The 20,034-nt window shown below is 36.2% G+C and carries 10 protein-coding genes; 4 read left to right on the top strand and 6 right to left on the bottom strand.

Features of this window, described 5'->3' with window-relative positions:
• Positions 1-23 precede the first annotated feature (23 nt).
• Positions 24-3,650 carry a DUF4450 domain-containing protein gene (locus JE46_RS01630; RefSeq protein ID WP_031453511.1) on the bottom strand — a complete coding sequence of 1,209 codons (3,627 nt, stop codon included), beginning with the start codon at positions 3,648-3,650 and terminating at the stop codon, positions 24-26.
• Positions 3,651-3,874: 224 nt separating this feature from the next.
• Here JE46_RS01630 and JE46_RS01625 point away from each other — a divergent pair, with 224 nt between their 5' ends.
• The 3 genes from JE46_RS01625 (at position 3,875) to JE46_RS01615 (ending at position 9,709) form a co-directional block, all read left to right on the top strand.
• Positions 3,875-5,218, top strand: a complete 1,344-nt coding sequence (locus tag JE46_RS01625) for a rhamnogalacturonan acetylesterase (protein WP_236010713.1) — start codon at positions 3,875-3,877, stop codon at positions 5,216-5,218.
• A 22-nt stretch (positions 5,219-5,240) separates the two neighbouring features.
• A complete protein-coding gene (locus tag JE46_RS01620; protein WP_031453509.1) occupies positions 5,241-8,096 on the top strand; it encodes a glycoside hydrolase family 2 protein in 2,856 nt (951 codons plus the stop codon).
• A gap of 107 nt (positions 8,097-8,203) precedes the next feature.
• Positions 8,204-9,709, top strand: a complete 1,506-nt coding sequence (locus tag JE46_RS01615) for a rhamnogalacturonan acetylesterase (RefSeq protein WP_031453508.1) — start codon at positions 8,204-8,206, stop codon at positions 9,707-9,709.
• A gap of 162 nt (positions 9,710-9,871) precedes the next feature.
• On the opposite strand, the gene JE46_RS01610 is transcribed toward JE46_RS01615, so the two are convergent.
• From JE46_RS01610 to JE46_RS01590, 5 genes are all read right to left on the bottom strand, one after another.
• Positions 9,872-10,048, bottom strand: coding sequence for a histone H1 (locus tag JE46_RS01610; RefSeq protein ID WP_031453507.1), 177 nt, complete (start codon positions 10,046-10,048; stop codon positions 9,872-9,874).
• A gap of 198 nt (positions 10,049-10,246) precedes the next feature.
• On the bottom strand, positions 10,247-11,614 hold the full coding sequence (locus JE46_RS01605) for a sulfatase-like hydrolase/transferase (protein WP_236010647.1): 1,368 nt from the start codon (positions 11,612-11,614) through the stop codon (positions 10,247-10,249).
• A gap of 30 nt (positions 11,615-11,644) precedes the next feature.
• Positions 11,645-14,092, bottom strand: a complete 2,448-nt coding sequence (locus JE46_RS01600) for a glycosyl hydrolase 115 family protein (protein WP_035136358.1) — start codon at positions 14,090-14,092, stop codon at positions 11,645-11,647.
• A gap of 94 nt (positions 14,093-14,186) precedes the next feature.
• Complete coding sequence (locus tag JE46_RS01595; protein WP_031453504.1) at positions 14,187-15,515, bottom strand: rhamnogalacturonidase; 1,329 nt, start codon at positions 15,513-15,515, stop codon at positions 14,187-14,189.
• A 17-nt stretch (positions 15,516-15,532) separates the two neighbouring features.
• A complete protein-coding gene (locus JE46_RS01590) occupies positions 15,533-16,966 on the bottom strand; it encodes a family 43 glycosylhydrolase (RefSeq protein ID WP_031453503.1) in 1,434 nt (477 codons plus the stop codon).
• Between the two features lie 156 nt (positions 16,967-17,122).
• Between JE46_RS01590 and JE46_RS01585 the strand changes: the two genes are divergently transcribed.
• Complete coding sequence (locus tag JE46_RS01585) at positions 17,123-20,023, top strand: exo-beta-1,4-galactosidase (protein WP_031453502.1); 2,901 nt, start codon at positions 17,123-17,125, stop codon at positions 20,021-20,023.
• Positions 20,024-20,034 lie beyond the last annotated feature (11 nt).

The raw sequence follows: 20,034 nt of genomic DNA, 5'->3' as shown, positions 1-20,034 counted from the left end.
TTGATATTGACATTGAATTCTTTTTATCTAATTAGTGTAGCACTCATCAGCCCAATAACCACATCGTTGGCAATTGCTTTCAGAGTAAGATTTTTCAAGGTTTTATTTTTGTTTAAAGGTAAATCCAAAATCGTTGCGGCTCCACCATCGACTCCATAATTTGAATATCCTTTTATACTTTTGAAATCATTAAAAGTTCTTGAAATTTCACCTGATTTCAAATAGACTCTTGGTGGTTTTGGAGCATCTGTTGTAAAGGCCAGTCCGTCAACAAAATAATCCTGCTCGATTGGCCACCAGTTTTCAGGGTTTTTCAACTGTAAAATTTCCGAGGTTCCGTCTGTGTAATTAACCTGGATTTCACCATTTACGATACGGCTTTGCATCGGATTTGTCGTTCCGGCCACCATAAAATAAATATGCGAAGCTTTTCCGCTTAACGGGATGTTGACACTTTTTGGAAAATTATCCCACTGTGATGTAAAGATGATATTTTTTAGATTTTCCTCAGAAGACGTTTTGAAAACAATTCCTTCAGGAGTTGTAATTTCTCCATTTGATTTTGCTTTTTGACGCAGCCCTGAGTCGTCCAGTTTTACAGAAACATTTGGGTAACACCAATTTCCGATTCCGTTTATTGGAAGCTGCAAGGTTACTGTTTGCGGTCTTGGAGACAAGTATTTCTCGCTGAAAACATCTGTTACTTTCGAATTAAAAAAAGAAGAAAGCAAAACGCTTTCCTGTTTTTTTGAATTGCTGAAGGGAATATCCCAGTTTGTAAAAGTTACTTCTTTTATGGTATTTGAACCCGAGTTAACTGAAAATTTATTGGTTCCCGGAACTAATTTTTCAAACGGGATAACAAGACTTTCTTTCTGATTTGTACCTAGAGAAATCTTTTGCTGATTGTCTTTTGCGGAAGCATCAAAAACTATATTTCCTTCAATTTTACTTTCCGAATTATTTTTCAGTGTAATTTCTACATTGTTATTTTTTAACTGAATAATTTCTGATTCAATTTTAGATTTCAAATCAACTTCAACAGACTGCCACCAGATTACATCTCCTTGCTTTAACTGAATAAAAAATGTTTTAGCCTTGTTGCCATATGCAATTGCCTGAAATGATTTATTTGTTTTTGAAATTTCATTCAAAATAGACTGGGGGTCATAAACTGAAACTATTTCTGCTTTAGTGGTTGTTATGCTAAAAGATTCTCCTGCAGTTAATGAAGCAACAGTTTTGATATCTTCTAAAACATCCCCTTTCCAGTTAATTTTCACATCATAAGAAGCATCATACGGTACTTCAACAGCAATTTTTGGAGCTCCGATACTTTCCGGAATATTTTTCCAGCTAACTGATTTTCCATTAACTGTTACATCCTTAATTCCGTCAAAAGGTGCATTTACAACCAGTTTCAGATTCATTTTTGCTGTAAACTGATTTTTTATGAAATAGGAGTCTGTTTTGTTTTCTCTTTTAAAATCAATTGAAATATCCGGGATATCCAAAGCTGCGTGATTCCATTTTGAAGGAAATCCCGGTTGGATTGTCAGTACTTCAGCCAAAGCATCGGGCTGGATTCCGAACAGTCCTTCTACCAAAGTTCTCGACGCCATTCCAATCGGGTCAGCAAAATCGCGGTACAATTCGCCTCTTATGGCATCCTGATACATAAGCTGTTCAAAACCACCCGGAGAAGCGCCAAGATACATACTTTCTACTAAAGCACTTTCCCACATTTTAAAAGCTTTTTCAGATTGACCGCCCTGCCAAAAAGCCAAAGAAGTATGCAGTTGTTCTGCCAGAGCCACATTATTAATAGACCACGTATAAGGCTGCCAGTTTGTTGTACTGATCATATAAAGATCTGTTTTATCAAGTCCTTCTGCTGAAATAGGGATATGCGGAATTTGCTTATCCACATAACTCAGCATCTGATAACTCTCAAACGGATTCGATAATTCGGAATCAATAGTGTGATAAATACTCCAGACACCCGGAACATCATGCAATAATCTGTTTCCTAATGCATCTTTATATTCTGCAAAAATTCCTTTTTTTGGAATCCAGAGTTGGTCTTTGGAAGCTTTTAAGATTTTATCAGCCTTATAAGTGAAGGGCTTTTCATTCTGCTGGATTTTTTTGGCTACTTCAGCAACTGTTTTATTTGCATAAAAATTATAAGCCGAAGAATGAATCACACCGCCACCACTGTATTGCAAAGCATCACTTGCCCATATGGTTGCATAGGCATCATAAAGTCCGTCATTGTCCGGATCGAAATTTCTTTTTTCCCAGTTTAAATGCCTTTGGATTGTGGGCCACATTTCTTTCATAAACGAAGTATCTCCCGTCCACTTAAAATGCCTCAGCATCTGATCGAAAAAAACCAGATTCATATCATAATGATGTGCTACGGAGTTTTTATTCGGATTACGGCTGATGTAACCACTGCTAAACATCGAAGTTCCCAAAACTTCTTTCTGGCGTGCAAAATTTCGAACCGTATCCAAAACAATTGGACCGTTTTCAGGAGTCGTAACCTGTGATTTACTGTAACTTGTAAAATGAGTTTTCGCACGATCATGCCAGCCTAAAGGATCAGCTGTATAAGCGCCACGCCACGCATTCAGGTACATGCGCCATGCAATAGCACCATGAAGATAAGCCGGGCTTTCCCAAATTCCGTCGGCTGCTATTGAAAGTGCTGAACCTAATGTATTAATGTAAGGATCCGGAGTTACAACCTTTACTCTATTCGCCAAAAGATATGTTTCCTGAACCGATTTGTCATACAATTGCGATAATCCTTTTTGAGAAACATCCGATTTTAAATCCTCGCTTGAAAACAGCCAAAACATGTCGCTTTTTGAAATGGCATTTTTTCCTGTAACAAGCATCAGATTTTCAGGATTGGAACTGTATAATTCCAAAGGTGTTTTCTGCTGTTTTGGATTGGCTAGCTTTATATCAGAACCCGGAAAATAGCCTGTTAGTTTTTTGTTATTACCCGTTTTCTCTTTATTGCTTTCAGAACCGTATTCCAGTAAAAAAGACTGTTTTTTTAGCGTATATTTATTATTGGTACAATATTCAGGCTGTAAATAAAACACCGACTCAGGGTCGGCACCAATATCGCCGTCACGACTGAATTTTTTCCCCGTTGCACCGCCGTATGCCCAGACTAAATTTATCTTTTTGGATACATTTTCGCCTGATACTTTTACTATAAAACCTTCTTTTTCTTTTAAGGCAACTACTTTTACAATCAGTTTTCCGTTATCTAAAATGGGGTCCTGAATTTCATATTGCATCATTCCCAATATATATTTGGTACTGATTTTTGATGCTTCAGTAATCCATTTACTGTCGTTGCCATTGATTAAACCAAATTTCAAATTCCCGCCCATTCCCGGCATGTACATCGCAAATTCAGGCAAATCCCCGGTTTCAACTCTAAAACCTGTATTCGAGCCATAAAGTGCCCTGTTGAATTTTCTCGTACCGTTTTTTAAAACAAAACTATTCCCTTCAGGAGCATAATGAATTTTACGCACAGCTTCTTTTTCCTGTCCTATAGTTAGCAAAGGGCACAGCAATAATAAGCCAATAAAAGTCGGGATGGTATTGTTTTTGGTTTTCATAAAATTTAATAATTCAGAGGCACATAATCATTATCAAACACCTAATGATTTTGATAATTTAAACGCAATTTCTTCGTTTTTTTATGGTATTGCATCCTGTACCTACCTGATTTTTTCAATATCATAATTTATATTCTTTCATTTTTTTAACATCATAGTACAGGATACTATATAAATAAGTAACCGTTAGTTTTGATTTTACAATAATTTTAAAAAAGAAAAACTTGATAAAATTTAAAACTTCCTTCTGTCTATTTTTTTGCTTAGCAATACAGATAAATTTATTTGCTTTAAATGGTGATTCTTTAACTGAAATTAATCCAAATGATAGTACCGAAAATCAACTATTTAATTTTGGAACTACACAAAAAAGTAAACAAGGAATAGCTGTAAACACACCTTTACTATATGATGCTGCTAAAGGATATGGTTTTGATCTTAATTCGGCATCGAATGTAAAAATCAACCCGAATACATTTTCTGCGATTAAACCAACTTATTTTTCTGTAAAACTTCCAGAAGGAAATTACCAGATTGAAGTAGTTATGGGAAGTAATGAAAGAGCATCAAATATTACTATTAAAGCGGAGTCACGAAGATTAATGCTGGATCAGTTTTCGATAAAAAAAGGAAAACCGGTAACCAAAATTTTTAATGTAAATGTGAGAACTCCAAAAATTGATGAGACCCAGAATGTTTCCCTTAAAGACAGAGAAAAAGATATTCTGAATTGGGATGACAAACTTACACTGGAGTTTTTAGGAGATGTTACTATTCAAAGTATAAAAATCACCAAAAAAGACAATCTCACAGTCGTTTATTTAGCAGGAGATTCAACTGTAACAGATCAGGATTTGGAACCATGGGCTTCGTGGGGACAATTTATAACCAACTATTTTGACGATACGGTTGTGGTAGCCAATTATGCGGTTTCAGGTTCAGCGCTGAGTTCTTTTAAAGGTGGAAACCGATTAAAAAAGATTCTTTCACTTATTAAAAAAGGAGATTATTTATTTGTGGAATTTGGACATAATGACGAAAAGATAAAAGGTGAAGGAAATGGTGCGTGGGGTTCTTACTCTACTCTTTTAGCCGAATTTGTCCAGTCTGCCAGAGATAAAGGAGCAATTCCGGTTTTGGTGACGCCTACGCAACGCCGTGCTTTTAATGAAAACGGAACTTTAAAAGAAACACATGGTGATTTTCCTGCCGCCATGCGAATTGTTGCAGAAAAAAACAATGCAGCACTTATCGATATTACCAAAATAACAACCGAATTATACGAAACCTGGGGCGATGAACCGTCAAGAAAGGCTTTTGTGCAATATCCTGCGAATACTTTTCCTGGACAGGTAAAAGTTTTGGAAGACAACACTCATTTTAATAGTTTTGGAGCAAACGAAATTGCGCTATGTGTACTTAAAGGAATTCGCGAACTCGATATTCCGTTAAAAAAGCAAATCCGAAAAGAAGTTCAAAATTACAATCCCAAAAAACCAAATTATATTTCGAACTGGACACTTCCTTTGAGTGACCGATTTGAAATTACTAAACCAGATGGAAACTAAACCACTATAGAAACACCTATTTATGTTACTAAAAAACACAATCCAAAACCTTACAATTGCTGCCTTAGCTTTATTTTCTTATCAAAACAGCGCAGCACAGCAAACGGATAAAGTTTATCTTTCCGGAAAAGATTTTGAACATCCTGTACAATGGGATTTTTATTGTACCGGAGGCAACAACAGCAAAACCTGGTCTAAGATAAATGTTCCTTCTCAATGGGAATTAGAAGGTTTTGGCGAATATACGTATGGAAGATGGTATAAAGAACTGAACCAACAAGAACCAAGCAAGGAAGAAGGCTTGTATAAATTTGAATTTGATGTCCCTGCCGATTATAAAGATAAAGAGGTTCTCATTGCTTTTGGAGGAGCCATGACCGATACAGAAGTAAAGATCAACGGAAAATTGGCCGGAGCAATCCATCAGGGTGGTTTTTATGAATTTAAATATGATATTTCATCTTTATTGAAATTCGGTTCTAAAAACACTTTAGAAGTTCATGTCTGGAAACATTCTGCCAATAAATCGGTAAATGCAGCCGAAAGAAGAGCAGACTGGTGGCTTTTTGGAGGAATTTATCGTCCGGTTTGGCTGGAGGTTTCTCCTAAAACCCATATTGAACATATTGCTGTAAATCCAAAAATGGATGGTTCGATTACAGTAGATTTAAATCTTAAAAACATTTCTAAAAACACCATTTTAGAAGCTACACTTAAAACTTTAAACGGTGAAAATCTTCAAACATTTACTTTTCCTGTAAAAGCAAAAAGTACTGCGGCATCAATCGCTGCTCAATGGAAAAACATCAAACCATGGAATCCGGAAAGTCCTAATTTATATGATCTGGAACTGGTTTTAAAACAAAACGGAAACATCGTTCATAAATATGACAAACGAATTGGTTTCAGAACTTTAGAATTCAAAAAACAAGACGGAATTTATGTCAATGGTACCAAAATCGTGATGAAAGGTATCAACCGCCATTCGTTCTGGCCTGAAGGTGGAAGAAGCACCAGCAAGAGAATCAGTGATTTGGATGTGAAATTATTAAAAGACATGAACATGAATGCTGTGCGCGGGCACTATCCACCAGATGAACATTTTCTGGAAGTTTGTGATTCATTAGGCCTTTTTGTCCTGAATGAATTAGCTGGCTGGCAAAACTCTTATGATACCGAAACCGGAACTAAATTAGTAACCGAAATGGTCGTTCGCGATGTGAATCACCCCTCTGTAATTATCTGGGATAATGGTAACGAAGGTGGCTGGAATTACAACGTTGATAAAGTTTTTGAAGATAATGACCCGCAAAAAAGAATCGTCATTCACCCTTGGGCTGATTTTAATGGCTGGGACACGCATCATTATCCAACTTATTTAACGGGAATGCATCGTTTTAACAATGGAGAAAATGTATTTTTCCCAACCGAATTCATGCACGGAACCTACGACAACGGACACGGAGCCGCTTTGGAAGATTTCTGGACACGTTACAAACAAAGTCCACTTTTTGCAGGAGGATTTATGTGGGCTATGCTGGACGAAGCCGTATTTCGTTCAGACTGGAAAGGCGATACCAAATTTGACTCAAAAGGTTCATTGGCAGCCGATGGAATTTTAGGACCACACCGTGAAAAAGAAGGCAGTTATTATACCGTAAAAGAAGTCTGGGCACCGATTCAGTTTCAGCCGAAACAAGTCACTCCTGCTTTTGACGGATCATTTTTGATTACCAATGATTATCTTTTTAGTAATCTGAATTCCTGCAAAATGGAATTTAAAGTACTAAAATCTGATCATGATGTTTTGTACACGAATGGAACTTCGGTAGCAATCAGCTCCGGTAAAATTGAGATTCCAAGTATAGATCCGGGTGAAACACGTAAAATTCAATTCGCTGTTCCTAATAATTTTGCTGAAGGGGACATTTTATCAATCTCCGCCTACGATCAGTTCAATAAAGAAATCTATACCTGGACATGGCCTATCCATAAAGCAAAATATTATGCGAAAAAATTCTTAGCAATTCAAAATACAAAAGCAAAAGCTTCAGTAACAAAAAATGGTAATGAAATTTCTCTAAAAGGAAACGATGTAACGGTAACTCTTGATGCTTTGACAGGAGAAATTTCTTCTGTTAAAAACGTTACATCCACTATTCCGTTAACAAACGGCCCCCGACCGATTGGGATGAAAGCTAAATTAAAAGACATTCAGGTTTCACAGGAAGGTGATAAAGCTATCTGTATGGTTTCGTATGTAGGAGGAATATCGTCTATAAAATGGATTATGGAACCGGACGGAAGATTTAAAATGGAATTGATTGCGTTGAAAAATTCAGAAAATAATGGAGGCTTTGATGGCGCTGCTTTTGAAGATAAAATAAACTCATGGGGAATTACTTTTAGTTTTCCCGAAAAAGGAGTAACCGGTATCAAATGGTTTGGAAAAGGTCCTTACCATGTATGGAAAAACAGATTAAAAGGAACTACTTTCGGTATCTGGGAGAAAGATTATAACACTACCATAACCGGAGAAAGTTTTGAGAATCTGATCTATCCTGAATTCAAAGGATATCACGCGAACTTATTAGGAGCAAATTTAAAGGCGGGACCATCATCGTTTAAAGTTTTCAGCGAATCTGATAATTTATTTTTGAGATTATTTACACCTGATTTGCCTAAAAATGGTTTCGCAGGAAGTTATCCTCAACCAACATTTCCTGAAGGGGATATTTCATTTATGTATGAAATTCCGGCTATGAGAGATTTCAAACCTTTGGAACATCAGGGACCAGAAAGTCAGGCGACCAATATCAGAATTAAAAGTGGTGATGACGGAATCAAAATGAATTTATGGTTTGATTTTAGAAATTAATATTTGGTTGTTGGTTGACAGTTGATTTTTGTTGGTTTTAAAAGTAAAAAATTAAAGTCAAAACTATAAACTGTCAACCATCAACCATCAACTAACAACAAAAAAAGATGAAATCAATTAAAATACTTTCTGTCTTATGTCTGACAGTATTATTTTTCAATTTTACGCCAAAACAAAACAATAAACCCACTGTTTACACCGTGGGAGACTCAACCGTAAAAAATGGACGCGGTGATGGATCCGGCGGACTTTGGGGCTGGGGAGATTATATTGGACAGTTTTTGGATACTACGAAAGTTAAAATCGAAAATCATGCTTTAGGAGGTACCAGTAGCAGGACTTTTCAGGATAAAGGTTTGTGGACAGCGGTTCTGAACAAACTAACAAAAGGCGATTATGTCCTGATTCAGTTTGGACATAACGATGATGGTCCATTAAATGACACGCTTCGTGCCAGAGGAACAATTAAAGGGATCGGAAACGAAACACAGGAAATCGACAACATGCTGACCAAAAAGCATGAAACGGTGCACACTTACGGCTGGTACATTCAGAAAGTAGTTCAGGAAGCCAAATCAAAAGGCGCTATTCCGATTATTTGTTCGCCAATTCCAAGAAATGATTGGAAAGAGGGAAAAGTTCCACGTAACAATAAATCTTATGGATTATGGGCAAAACAAATTGCTGAAAAAGAAAAAGTCACTTTTATCGAACTGAACGATAAAATGGCGCTTGAAATGGAAAAGCTGGGTGAAGCAAAAGTAACCGGAACTTATTTCTACAAAAAAGATCATACACATCCATCTGCAAAAGGTGCTGTGTTGGCAGCTTCATTAATTATCAATGAACTAAAATCAAGTAAAAACTCTTTAAAAAATTACATTTTAAAAAATCCTAAAATTGTACTTCCGGCTAAGAAAAGAGTGTTTTTAATTGGTGATTCTACTATGGCAAACAATGGCGATAATCCCAATGCTGTAGGATGGGGAGTTACATTTCCAAAATATTGCGATACTACCAGAATTGAAGTAATCAATAAAGCCCGTGGAGGAAGAAGTACACGTACTTATACCAAAGAAGGTTTGTGGGATGAAGTTAAGAATCAATTGAAACCAGGTGATTTTGTGATGATTCAGTTTGGGCATAATGATCCCGGAGCGGTTGATAAAGAAAAATTCAGGGGTTCCCTAAAAGGAAACGGTGACGAAACGCAACAAGTTGTTCGTGACAGTTTAACCGAAACCGTACATACTTTTGGCTGGTACATGCAGAAATTCATCAGAGAAGCCAAAGAAAAAGGCGCTGTTCCGATTGTTTTAAGCCAGACGCCAAGAAACGAATGGCCGAATGATAAAGTAGAACGCAGAACCGATACATATGGAAACTGGTCGAAAATAGCTGCCGAAAGAGAAAAAGCGTTTTATATCGACCTCAATGAAATCGTAGCCCAAAAATACGAAGCTTTAGGCAAAGAAAAAGTAAAATCGTTTTTCCCGAAAGATCATACACACACAGGAGCTGAAGGTGCTGCTTTTAATGCGCTTACAGTTGCAGAAAACCTTAAAAAAATAAAAGACTGCGCATTGAGGGAGTATATTGAAATTCCAAAGTAAGTTATATGGTATGTGAAATGTTAGATGTAAAATGTAGATGTGAAATTTTTGATAAAATTTAAGTAAATTACGTGAAGGTGGAATTTGCAGTTTTTCACTTTTCACTTTTAATACATAAAAAAACCTCGTCTGTTGACGAGGTTTCTTTCTTTCAGTAGAATATTATTTTTTTGATTCTTCGATAGAAACTTTTCTGAACTCTTTTAAAAGTTTTTCAATCTCTAAAGATGATTTACGTGCTCTTGCTCCTGCTGCTTTAACACCTTTTTCAGATAATGATTCAGATTCTGTTTTGAATACTTCTAATTCAGCGTTGATTTTTACTAATAGATCTTTCATGCTTATATATGTTAAATTAAGTGGCAAAAATAAAAGTTTGCTCTATAGATAACGTAAGTTTAGTGTTAAAATTATCACAGTTTTTTGAGATTGAGTTACTATTCTTTTTTTTATGCTTTTCACTCCTAAAAACCAGATAATTACAAAAGACGAAAACTTTATATTTCTAAATAATATTTCAAGTAGAACCGGCAAAACCTACTTAATTTTATCATAATTCACCTTTTTAGCATCTTTTTTAAATTGATTTTCCAGAGCAATCTCCATTTTTTCGGCTACAGATTTCTCTTCCAGTATCAAATTTTTCTTTTCCCCAGGATCTTTTTCAATATTATAAAGTTCTAAATCTGCAGGAGTATTGGCATGTCTGGTCCTGATTATTTTCCATGGCTTTCTGATTAAAGATTCCTGCAAATGGCCTCTGACATAAATTTCCTGATCGGAGATTGCTTTATTTTCTGAAATGGATGGCCAGACATTTTTACCTTCTATACTTTTTGGCAGATCGTTATCTCCTGCCAAAGACAAAATACCAGGCAATAAATCTATTACCGAAATATAATTTTCATTCTTATATTTCTTCAAATGATCTTTCCAGTAAAATATACAGGGAACTCGTATTGCCCCTTCATAATTTGATGTTTTCCAGTCCCTGAGCGGCGTATTATCTCCAAGAACAGTATTTGATGGATGAATTCCATTATATTCGTTTTTAGAGTCCCAATCCTGCATAGCACCGTTATCGCTCATAAAAATAACCAGCGTATTTTTATCCAGTTTTTGCTGTTTTAACTTCTCAAGCAATATTCCAACACTATTGTCGAGGTGACTCATAGCCGCCGCATAATCCCTGCGCGAACTATCTTTTATGGAATTCATATAAGGATCTTTCCATTTCTGTTCTTCCTGTAAAGGAAAATGCGGTGCACTATAAGCTACTTCCAAAAAGAAGCTTTTCTTTGGATCTCTTATTTCCGAAATCCATTTGACAGCTTCATTGGTAAGCAAGTCTGTAACATGCCCTTCCTCTTCAATAAATTCACCATTTCGATACCAGCTTTTATCGCCATTTTTATACAAATGAGTGTACTGATCTAATTGTCCGTGCAGGAAACCATATGAATAATCAAATCCGTATGCTTTTGGTCCGCTGCCTGGCTGCAAACCCAGATGCCATTTGCCAATAAGTGCGGTTTGATAATTGTTTTTGTGCAATAATTTTGGCAATGTCGGAATAGAATCCGGAAGCTTAAACTGACTTTTATCACTAATTGGCGCTACAATCCCCATACGACTGGCAGGTCGTCCTGTAAACAAACTTGCCCTCGATGGAGAACAGGTTGGATTAACATAAAACCGGTCCAGTTCTACCCCGTTTTTATCTAAAAAATCAATATTTGGCGTTTTGATTACCGAACCGTGGTACCCCACATCATTCCATCCGGCATCATCAGCTATTATCAAAATGATATTGGGTTTTTCTGATGAACTCATTTGATTTTCCTGACTATATGAAATTGAAAAACAAAACGATAACAGTACTAACAATTGATTTTTTGTATTCATATTTTTTATCATTTTAAAATTTGATTCATCTTAGATTTTAGTATTTACTGTGATATAATCCAATACAATTCCTGTTTGATTCACGTTAATTGCAATCGTATGTTTTCCTTTATTTGCATTTGAAACAGGCAGTTTTACAATGGCACTATTGCGCAATACATTTTCTTTCCAGGTTTTATCTCTGTCTTTTGTATTGATCGAAAAGGACTGCGTTTTATTTCCATCAATCTGCACTTCGATTTGATGATCAAAGTTATTGGCATGCGTAGGCAACAAGTGAATTTCTATTTCATAATTACCCACATTTTCAATTTCAAAATCATAAGAAACTGACGGTTTTTCAGTTTTAAAATACTTTTGTTTTAACGGAAATAAAGTAATAGCATTATTACTATACCCTAAACCGTTAATGGTTTTCCATTGGTATTCTTTAGATTCTTTTTTAGAAATAAACTGATTTGCACTTATGAATTTTATCGTTTTTGAAGTTTCTTTAACTGATGCTTCTTTTGAAAATTCGGCTTTTTTAATAGAATCGAAAACCGGCAGATTTCTCGGGCGCATCGACATCATGTGATTCCATTTGCCACTGCTCAGTTTCTCATTATAAAAATCAGTCAGTTCTTTTATTTTGTTGTATGATTCATTAGATAGTGTTTCGTATTTTTTTTTCTCATTTTCATCTGATGCCCTGCAAGCCAGATTCCAGTATAAAAATTTATGGTTCATATTGGCCGCCGCTTCAATTGGATAAATTACCAATTGAAAATAAGCATCTTCTCTTTCATCGGGAACCGCTGGACCGCTATCTACAGCAACAGCAGTGTACCACATCTCTACCTCGTCGATCAAATTGTCGTAGGCTTTTATTCTTTCATGGCATTCTTCTTCCGTAAAATCAGAAAGCTTTATTTGCGTAGTTGGTTCAGTCTGGCTCCAGCCCATATATTCCGGTTTTCTGAGAAATGCCAATCGGTAATGTTCTGCAAATACAGCACTTAAATCGTTTGCAATTTGAGGAGAAAACTCCCTGGTAATCCAGTGTTTCAGGTACTGATTGATTCCATCCGATTTTATGCTGTTAATATCCCATGCCAAATCCAGAAAAAGTTCTGTATCATATTCGGCAGGTTTTATATCTCCAACATTTACGATCCACATTTTTTTAGCTCCATTTTCATACGCTTTGGTCATTTCATACCAAATCAAACCCGGTTGCGTTGTACTGAGCCAAAGATAATCGTGAGGTCTTCCCCAATAACTGATGTGATAATAAACACCGCTTCCTCCTGCCCTTTTTTGCTCTTCTTCATTACTGAGACGACGAATATACCCGTAATTATCATCTGGCCAGACCAAAGTTATATCATCGGGAACTTTAAGTCCGTTATCGTATAATTCCAACACTTCTTTGTACGGTACAAAAGCCTGAGGAATGTCTTTTAACGGTTTTTTAAAAGTATTTGAAAGCATCTCACGCTGATTCAAAATGATTTTTTCCACCATATCGATGGATTCTTTTAAATCTTTCGCTCCTTCCATTTTGCTGTCATGAACACCACGCATCCCTAAGGTCATAATGGTTTCGTTCTGAGCCGATTTTAATTCATCTAAACGATCCTGCCAATATTTGTCAACGTTGGATTTATTGGTAAAATAATTATAATCTCCATGAATTTTAGGTTTCCATTCGTCAACATTATTCCGAAGCATTGGTTCAGCGTGTGAAGAACCAATAACCATATGGTATTTTTGGGCTATTTCCTTATTCCCCGGAAGGGTAAAAAAACCTTTTGTAGAAGGATGCATAGCCGGCCAGATGGTGTTGGCTTTTAAACGCAGTAATAACTTAAATATCTTTTCGTAAGTTTTGGGTCCGATGTTTCCAACTTCCGGTTCGAATGTTTTTTCTGCCCAGGGCTCTAATCCCCAGTCTTCATCATTTAAAAAGATTCCTCTGTATTGTACCGATGGTGATGAAATGATGCCTCTTTGCGGAAGAAGCAATGTTAGTTTTTCTTTTTTTATCGGATGAACATCTGCCCACCATTTCCATGGAGAAATTCCCAGACGCTCTGTAATTTCGAAAATGGCATAAACTGTTCCTCTTATATCGCTTCCAACTACCACAAGATTTTCCTTCTCTTTTTTAATGGAAAATTTCTCCCACTGACCAGACAAATCTTTTGATTTTGATTTAAAAAGATCTGATGAAGCCTGTCCAATATAAATTCCTTTTTTCGAAATAGTTTGTGTTGGAACAATTTCGGGTCTTTTTCCGGTTATCTCTTTTACATCATCAGCCAATTCGTTTACAGCCCAAATAACTAATTCGTCTGTATTTTTATCGATATAAATTGTAGTTAACTGATTGGAATCTGCAATTGAAAAATTAACTGCGTTTTTATCCTGACTGTAAATGTTGTTACTCAAAAAAATAAGCAACAACAGCAACCTTGCAAGTATATTTTTGTTCATATTTAAGTTTGTTTATCTAAAAACAAAAGTTCAAAGTTTACAACTGATTATGTTACAACTTTGAACTTCTGTATCTTTAGATTATTAGAAAAAATTACTCCACCAACTGCTTGTTTAAAAGCACATTTTTTAAGGTAATTCCGTCTACAATACTTTTATCAACAGCTGTTTTAGTTGCTTCAATATTCAGGTTTTCGAAAGTAAAATTAGATAAACGAACATTCGGGTCTTTTTCTACATTAAAAAACGTATCCGATTTCATTTCGATATTTTTTAAAGTCACATGATCGCCATAAGATAACGGAACATCAGGACGGCCTTTTAAATCAAAAAATTGTTTCCATGCCAATACAACAAGGCAATTTTTCGCCTGTCCTTTAATGTCTTCTACTCTAATGTACTCGTATCTTTGAGGTGTATCCGGTCTCATTTTTAACCAAAGCATTCTCGTGGCACCATCGATTTGGCAATTACGCATAATCACATTTCTGTTGTGAATAGATTCGCTTCCGTTTGTTAACGCCGAATGACAGAAACCAAATCGACAATCTTCGATGATGATATTAGCATTTGGTCCATTATTTTTATCCTGATCTGCATAAGGACCTTTACCGCCTTTTAATGCAATTGCATCATCATTTACAGACAAATAACATCCTTTCACTAACACATTCGTACAGATATCAACATCGATTGCATCCGTACTTGGAGCTTTAACTTCTAAATGCGGAGAGAAGATGTATAAATCTAATAGTTTTACATTATTACATTTATAAAAGTGATTCGTCCAGAAACCTGAATTGATCAGTTTAACATCCTGAAATTGCACATTATTGGAATTCCATACAAAAACCAGTCTTGGTCTTGAAACCTCTAAATTGGTACATTTTGGATTGATTTTACGTCTAGCCCAGAAAGCTTCATAATATTTATAACCATTTCCGTTGATGGTTCCTTTTCCTGAAATCGAAAAATTATCCACACCATACGCGTTGACCAAAGCCGGAAAATAATCCAGGTTCTGACCTTCCATTCTGGAGGCCATAATTGGGTAATTGGCAATATCATCAGAACCCTTTAAAGTTCCTCCTTCAGTAACATATAAACTTGTTTTAGGTTTAAAGAACAAAGCACCGCTCAGGAAAACCCCTTTTGGAATCACAATTACCCCTCCTCCGCTTTTGGCTGCTTTATCAATTACCTTTTGAATCGCAACGGTCTGGATTTTGGTACTGTCTTTAGTAACTCCAAAATCTGTAATGGTGTATTGTTTTCCTAAATCTTTCAATTGAAGTTTAGTGTAATCCTTAAACCATGGTGTAATGGCGCTTCCATCAGGAAATGTATCGTTTTTATAATTTTGAGAAAATGCAGACTGGAAAATTCCAAAAATGCAGATTGCAAGTGTCAATAATCTTTTCATTGTATCTTTTTTGGTTTTTAAATTTTATGAGGTTTTATTTTAATTTGACTGATAGAAATATAATATCCTGTGCTTCCGTAATTTGATTTTCTTTTATCTGACCAGTTTGGCCTTTCCCCTGTAACAGAAACGGTTAAATGATAATTGCCTTTTTTAAGCAACGGAGACCTGAAAACTTGTGTTTCGATTGAAAATTTGCTATACATGTCAACGAGGGCTGACACAATTACCTTGCCTTTTTTATCGGTTAAAACAACTTTAGCATACCCGTTTTCAGAACCAACTAAACTATACAATGCAATTTGCTCACCGGTAAAACTAACTGTAAACGAAGCATCTTTTTCCTCAGATCTGCTTTCAGATGTTGTTTCTTTCCAATTGCCTTTATATTGGATTTGTGTATCAGTATTTTTAATGATTTCGTCATTACTGTCTGCAACAGATGAAATTCCGGTTACAGTATATAGTTGCCAGGCATCCTGATAATCAGGAATCGAAAGTGATGTTCCCGAAATTACAAGCGGCTGCCAGACATACGTTGCTGAAGAAGCCTGTTTAGGAAAAGACCATCTGTCACCCATAAACATATACGTTGTGCCTTTTGTGCCCTGAATTGGTAATACAAAAGTCGATTGTGAATTCCACGTCAGTGTTCCTTCCGGAGCGATTAAACCCTGAGATTGCCAGGGACCTTTCAGTGAATTTGAAGTGTAATAATAGTTATCGTTCTTCTCCCAGCTTGTTAAATGTGATCCTATAAAATAATATAGACCTTCTTTTTTAAGCATTGTCGGAGATTCAAATCCTGATGTAATATTTTCGTTTACTTTCTCCGTAACCGAGTTAAAATCATCGCTCAGTTTGTAAATTTCTCCTCCGTGAACCAAAATATAACCGGAACCATCAGTATCCTGAAAAGTTCCCATATCCCATTTTTTTATCGGTTTGCCCTGATACAAAAGCGGACCTTTAAACTGATACGGACCTTTAATGTTTTTTGAAACGGCATAACCAACAAACTGATCTTTGTACGTTAAAGTATCTGCATGCATGAACATAACAAATTCACCTGTTTTAATGCACTTCATTATTTTTGGTCTTTCACCAACACGATTAGGACCCAGTTTACCCGATTTTTGCAGCGGAAGTGCAATGCTTTCAAATTTCCAGTTATACAAATCTTTTGATGAGTAACAGTTAAAACCTGCAAATGCATTACTGGTGTCTGTATGAGCTTCACCAAATAAATAAAAAGTATCTTTCTCTTTAATAATATTGGCACCATGAGCACTAACAACATTCCCGTTTTGGTCAAACCAGGGAGTTCCGGAATAAATCGCATCCATTTTTCCTGACTGTTGTCCATACGAAGCAGAAACGCACATCATAAGCATAATACACCATGTAACTTTTCTTAAATATTTAAAAATAAAATAATTATTTCTGCTCATTTTTACGATTCCAATTCTTAATTAATCAAATTTATTCTATTATTATTTTTTTTGTATCCTGTACTATCGGTTATAACTGTTAAATAAAAGACAGGATGCTACAGGATGACAATTCTTGCCTGACCGGTTATTTTTACTTTATACTAAACTAAGATCATGACAAAGAAATACGGCTACATCTGTCTGTTACTGACCATTTTATTTACTTTAAGCAGTTTTAAAAATGATGAAATTAATCTCAAAGGCAACTGGTATTTTGAAATTGACCGGAACGATGAAGGAATAACTCAGAAATGGTATAACAAAAATCTCGCAGATGTTATAAAACTTCCTGGCTCAATGGCTGAATTTCTGAAAGGAGATGACATCACACTAAAAACAAAATGGACAGGTTCGATCTATGACAGTTCTTTCTATTTTATTCCGCGATTGGAGAAATACCGCCAGCCCGGAAATATACATATTCCGTTTTGGCTTACACCTGCAAAACATTATGTTGGCACTGCCTGGTACCAGAAAGAAGTTAATGTTCCTGCAAACTGGAAAGGCAGACGAATTTTGCTTCATTTAGAAAGAGCTCATATAGAAACCAGAGTCTGGATAAACGACAAAGAAGTGGGTTTGCAAAACTCCTTAGTAGCTCCACATATTTACGATTTAAGCGCATTTCTTTTACCGGGAAAACAGCGCATATCTATTCGGATTGATAACCGGATCACTAAAATAAATGTGGGGCCCGATTCCCATAGCGTTACGGATCACACACAGGGAAACTGGAATGGTATCATTGGTAAAATAGCTTTAGAATCATTTTCACCTGTTTATATTGATGATGTTCAAATTTATCCGGATATAAAAAACAGAAAAGCACGTGTAAAAATCATTTTAAATAATAGCACAGCAAATGAATTTAATGGAAAGTTGTCCTTGTCTGCAAAAAGTTTCAACAGCCCAAAATCAGACCAGACCAAAGAAATTACCAATCAGGTGGCTATTTCTGGCGCTGACAGCAAAATTATTGAAATAGAACTTCCGTTTGGAAAAGGAATGCTGACCTGGGACGAATTTGATCCGGCTTTGTATCATCTGTCCGTAAAACTTAATGCTAAAGGAATACAATCTGAGAAAAAGATTCAGTTTGGGATGCGTGAATTTAAAATTAAGGATAATCAGTTTTTGATTAATGATGTTCCGGTATTCCTCCGGGGAACGGTGCATAATTGCGAATTTCCATTAACAGGTTATCCTGCGACTACTGTAGAAGCATGGGACAAAATTTTTAAGACTATCAAATCCTATGGTTTAAATCATGTGCGTTTTCATTCCTGGTGCCCTCCCGAAGCAGCCTTTATTGCGGCAGACAAGGCCGGAATCTATTTACAGCCGGAAGGCCCAAGCTGGCCCAATCACGGTCCAAAAATAGGATTAGGGCAGCCGATTGACCAATTCTTGTATGACGAAACTATACGAATGGCAAAAGATTATGGCAATTATGCTTCGTTTACAATGTTATCTGCAGGCAATGAGCCTGCAGGAAAGCAGGTAGAGTATCTCAACAAATTTGTGGATTTTTGGAAAGCCAAAGACAGTAGAAGGGTTTATACCGGAATGTCTGTTGGCGGAAGCTGGCCTGTGGTTCCAAATGCAGAATACCAGTCCCGTGGTGGTGTACGAGGTTTGAACTGGAATAAATTGCCCGAAACAGAAACAGATTTCAGTGCCGGAATTGCTCCTTTTAAAGTGCCATTTGTTGCGCATGAAATCGGTCAGTATTGTGTTTTTCCGAATTTTGAAGAAATATCTAAATACAAAGGGGTTTACAGGGCTAAAAATTTCGAAATGTTCCGTCAGGATCTTGCCGATCACAACATGGCAGATCAGGCAAAAGACTTTTTGAATGCCTCCGGAAAACTGCAGGTGTTATGTTATAAAAATGAGATTGAAAAAATGCTGAGAACTCCCGGATATGCAGGATTCCAAGCGTTAGGGTTGCAGGATTTTCCTGGTCAGGGAACCGCTTTAGTAGGTGTTTTGGATGCTTTTTTTCAGGAAAAAGGATATGTAACTTCTCAGGAATATAAACGATTTTGTAACGAAACGGTTCCGTTGCTGAAAGTTCCAAAATTTGTTTATACCAACACCGAAATCTTTAAGGCTGAAATAGCGCTTTTTCACTCAGGAAAAAGTCCTTTACAAAATGCGGTAATTAGCTGGACTATCAAAAATGAAAAAGGAATTGCTCTTTCTGAAGGAAATTTTGACCCTAAAACTTATGAAAATGGAAACGGTATTTTAGTTGGAAATCTGACTTTTCCATTAGCAGAAATCAAAGAAGCATCCAAACTAAATCTTGAAGTAAAAGCCAATAATACGTCTTTTGTAAACGATTGGGATTTTTGGGTTTATCCTGAGAAAAATCCGGAAATTACTTCCTCTGTATATTACACAACTGTTCTGGATGACAAAGCCAAAGCCGTTTTGCAGAAGGGTGGAAAAGTCTTTTTGAATGCATCAGGAAAGGTTGTAAAAGGGAAAGAAGTAGAAATGCATTTTCTTCCGGTTTTCTGGAATACTTCGTGGTTCAAAATGCGCCCTCCACACGTCACGGGAATGCTTATTCAGGATAAAAGCCCTGCTTTTGCTAATTTCCCAACCAGTTTTCATAGTGATTTGCAATGGTGGGAAATTCAAAATCGCTCACAGGTGATGAATCTTGAAGATTTTCCGGCAAATTTCCGTCCTTTGGTTCAGCCTATCGATACCTGGTTTATGAACCGCAGACTGGCATTAATAATAGAAGCTAAAGTCGGTAAAGGAAAAATTATCGTGAGCAGCGCCGATTTAGGTCCGGATTTAGAAAATAAACCTGCTGCAAAGCAATTGTTCATTTCCTTGCAGCAATACATGAATTCTGATACTTTTAATCCAAAAGAGGATTTGAGCTTTGATGTCTTAATCGATATTTTCGTAAGCCCTTCAAAAGAACAATTTAAAACGTTTACCAAAGACAGTCCGGATGAATTGAAACCTAATTCTAATCAGAATAAAATCAAATAGTTTAATATAAA

It is taken from the genome of Flavobacterium chungangense LMG 26729 (genome assembly GCF_000735715.2).
GTDB classification, from domain to species: Bacteria; Bacteroidota; Bacteroidia; order Flavobacteriales; family Flavobacteriaceae; genus Flavobacterium; species Flavobacterium chungangense.
Note: the sequence above shows the minus strand (reverse complement) of the source record. Positions and strands in the feature narration are given on the sequence as shown.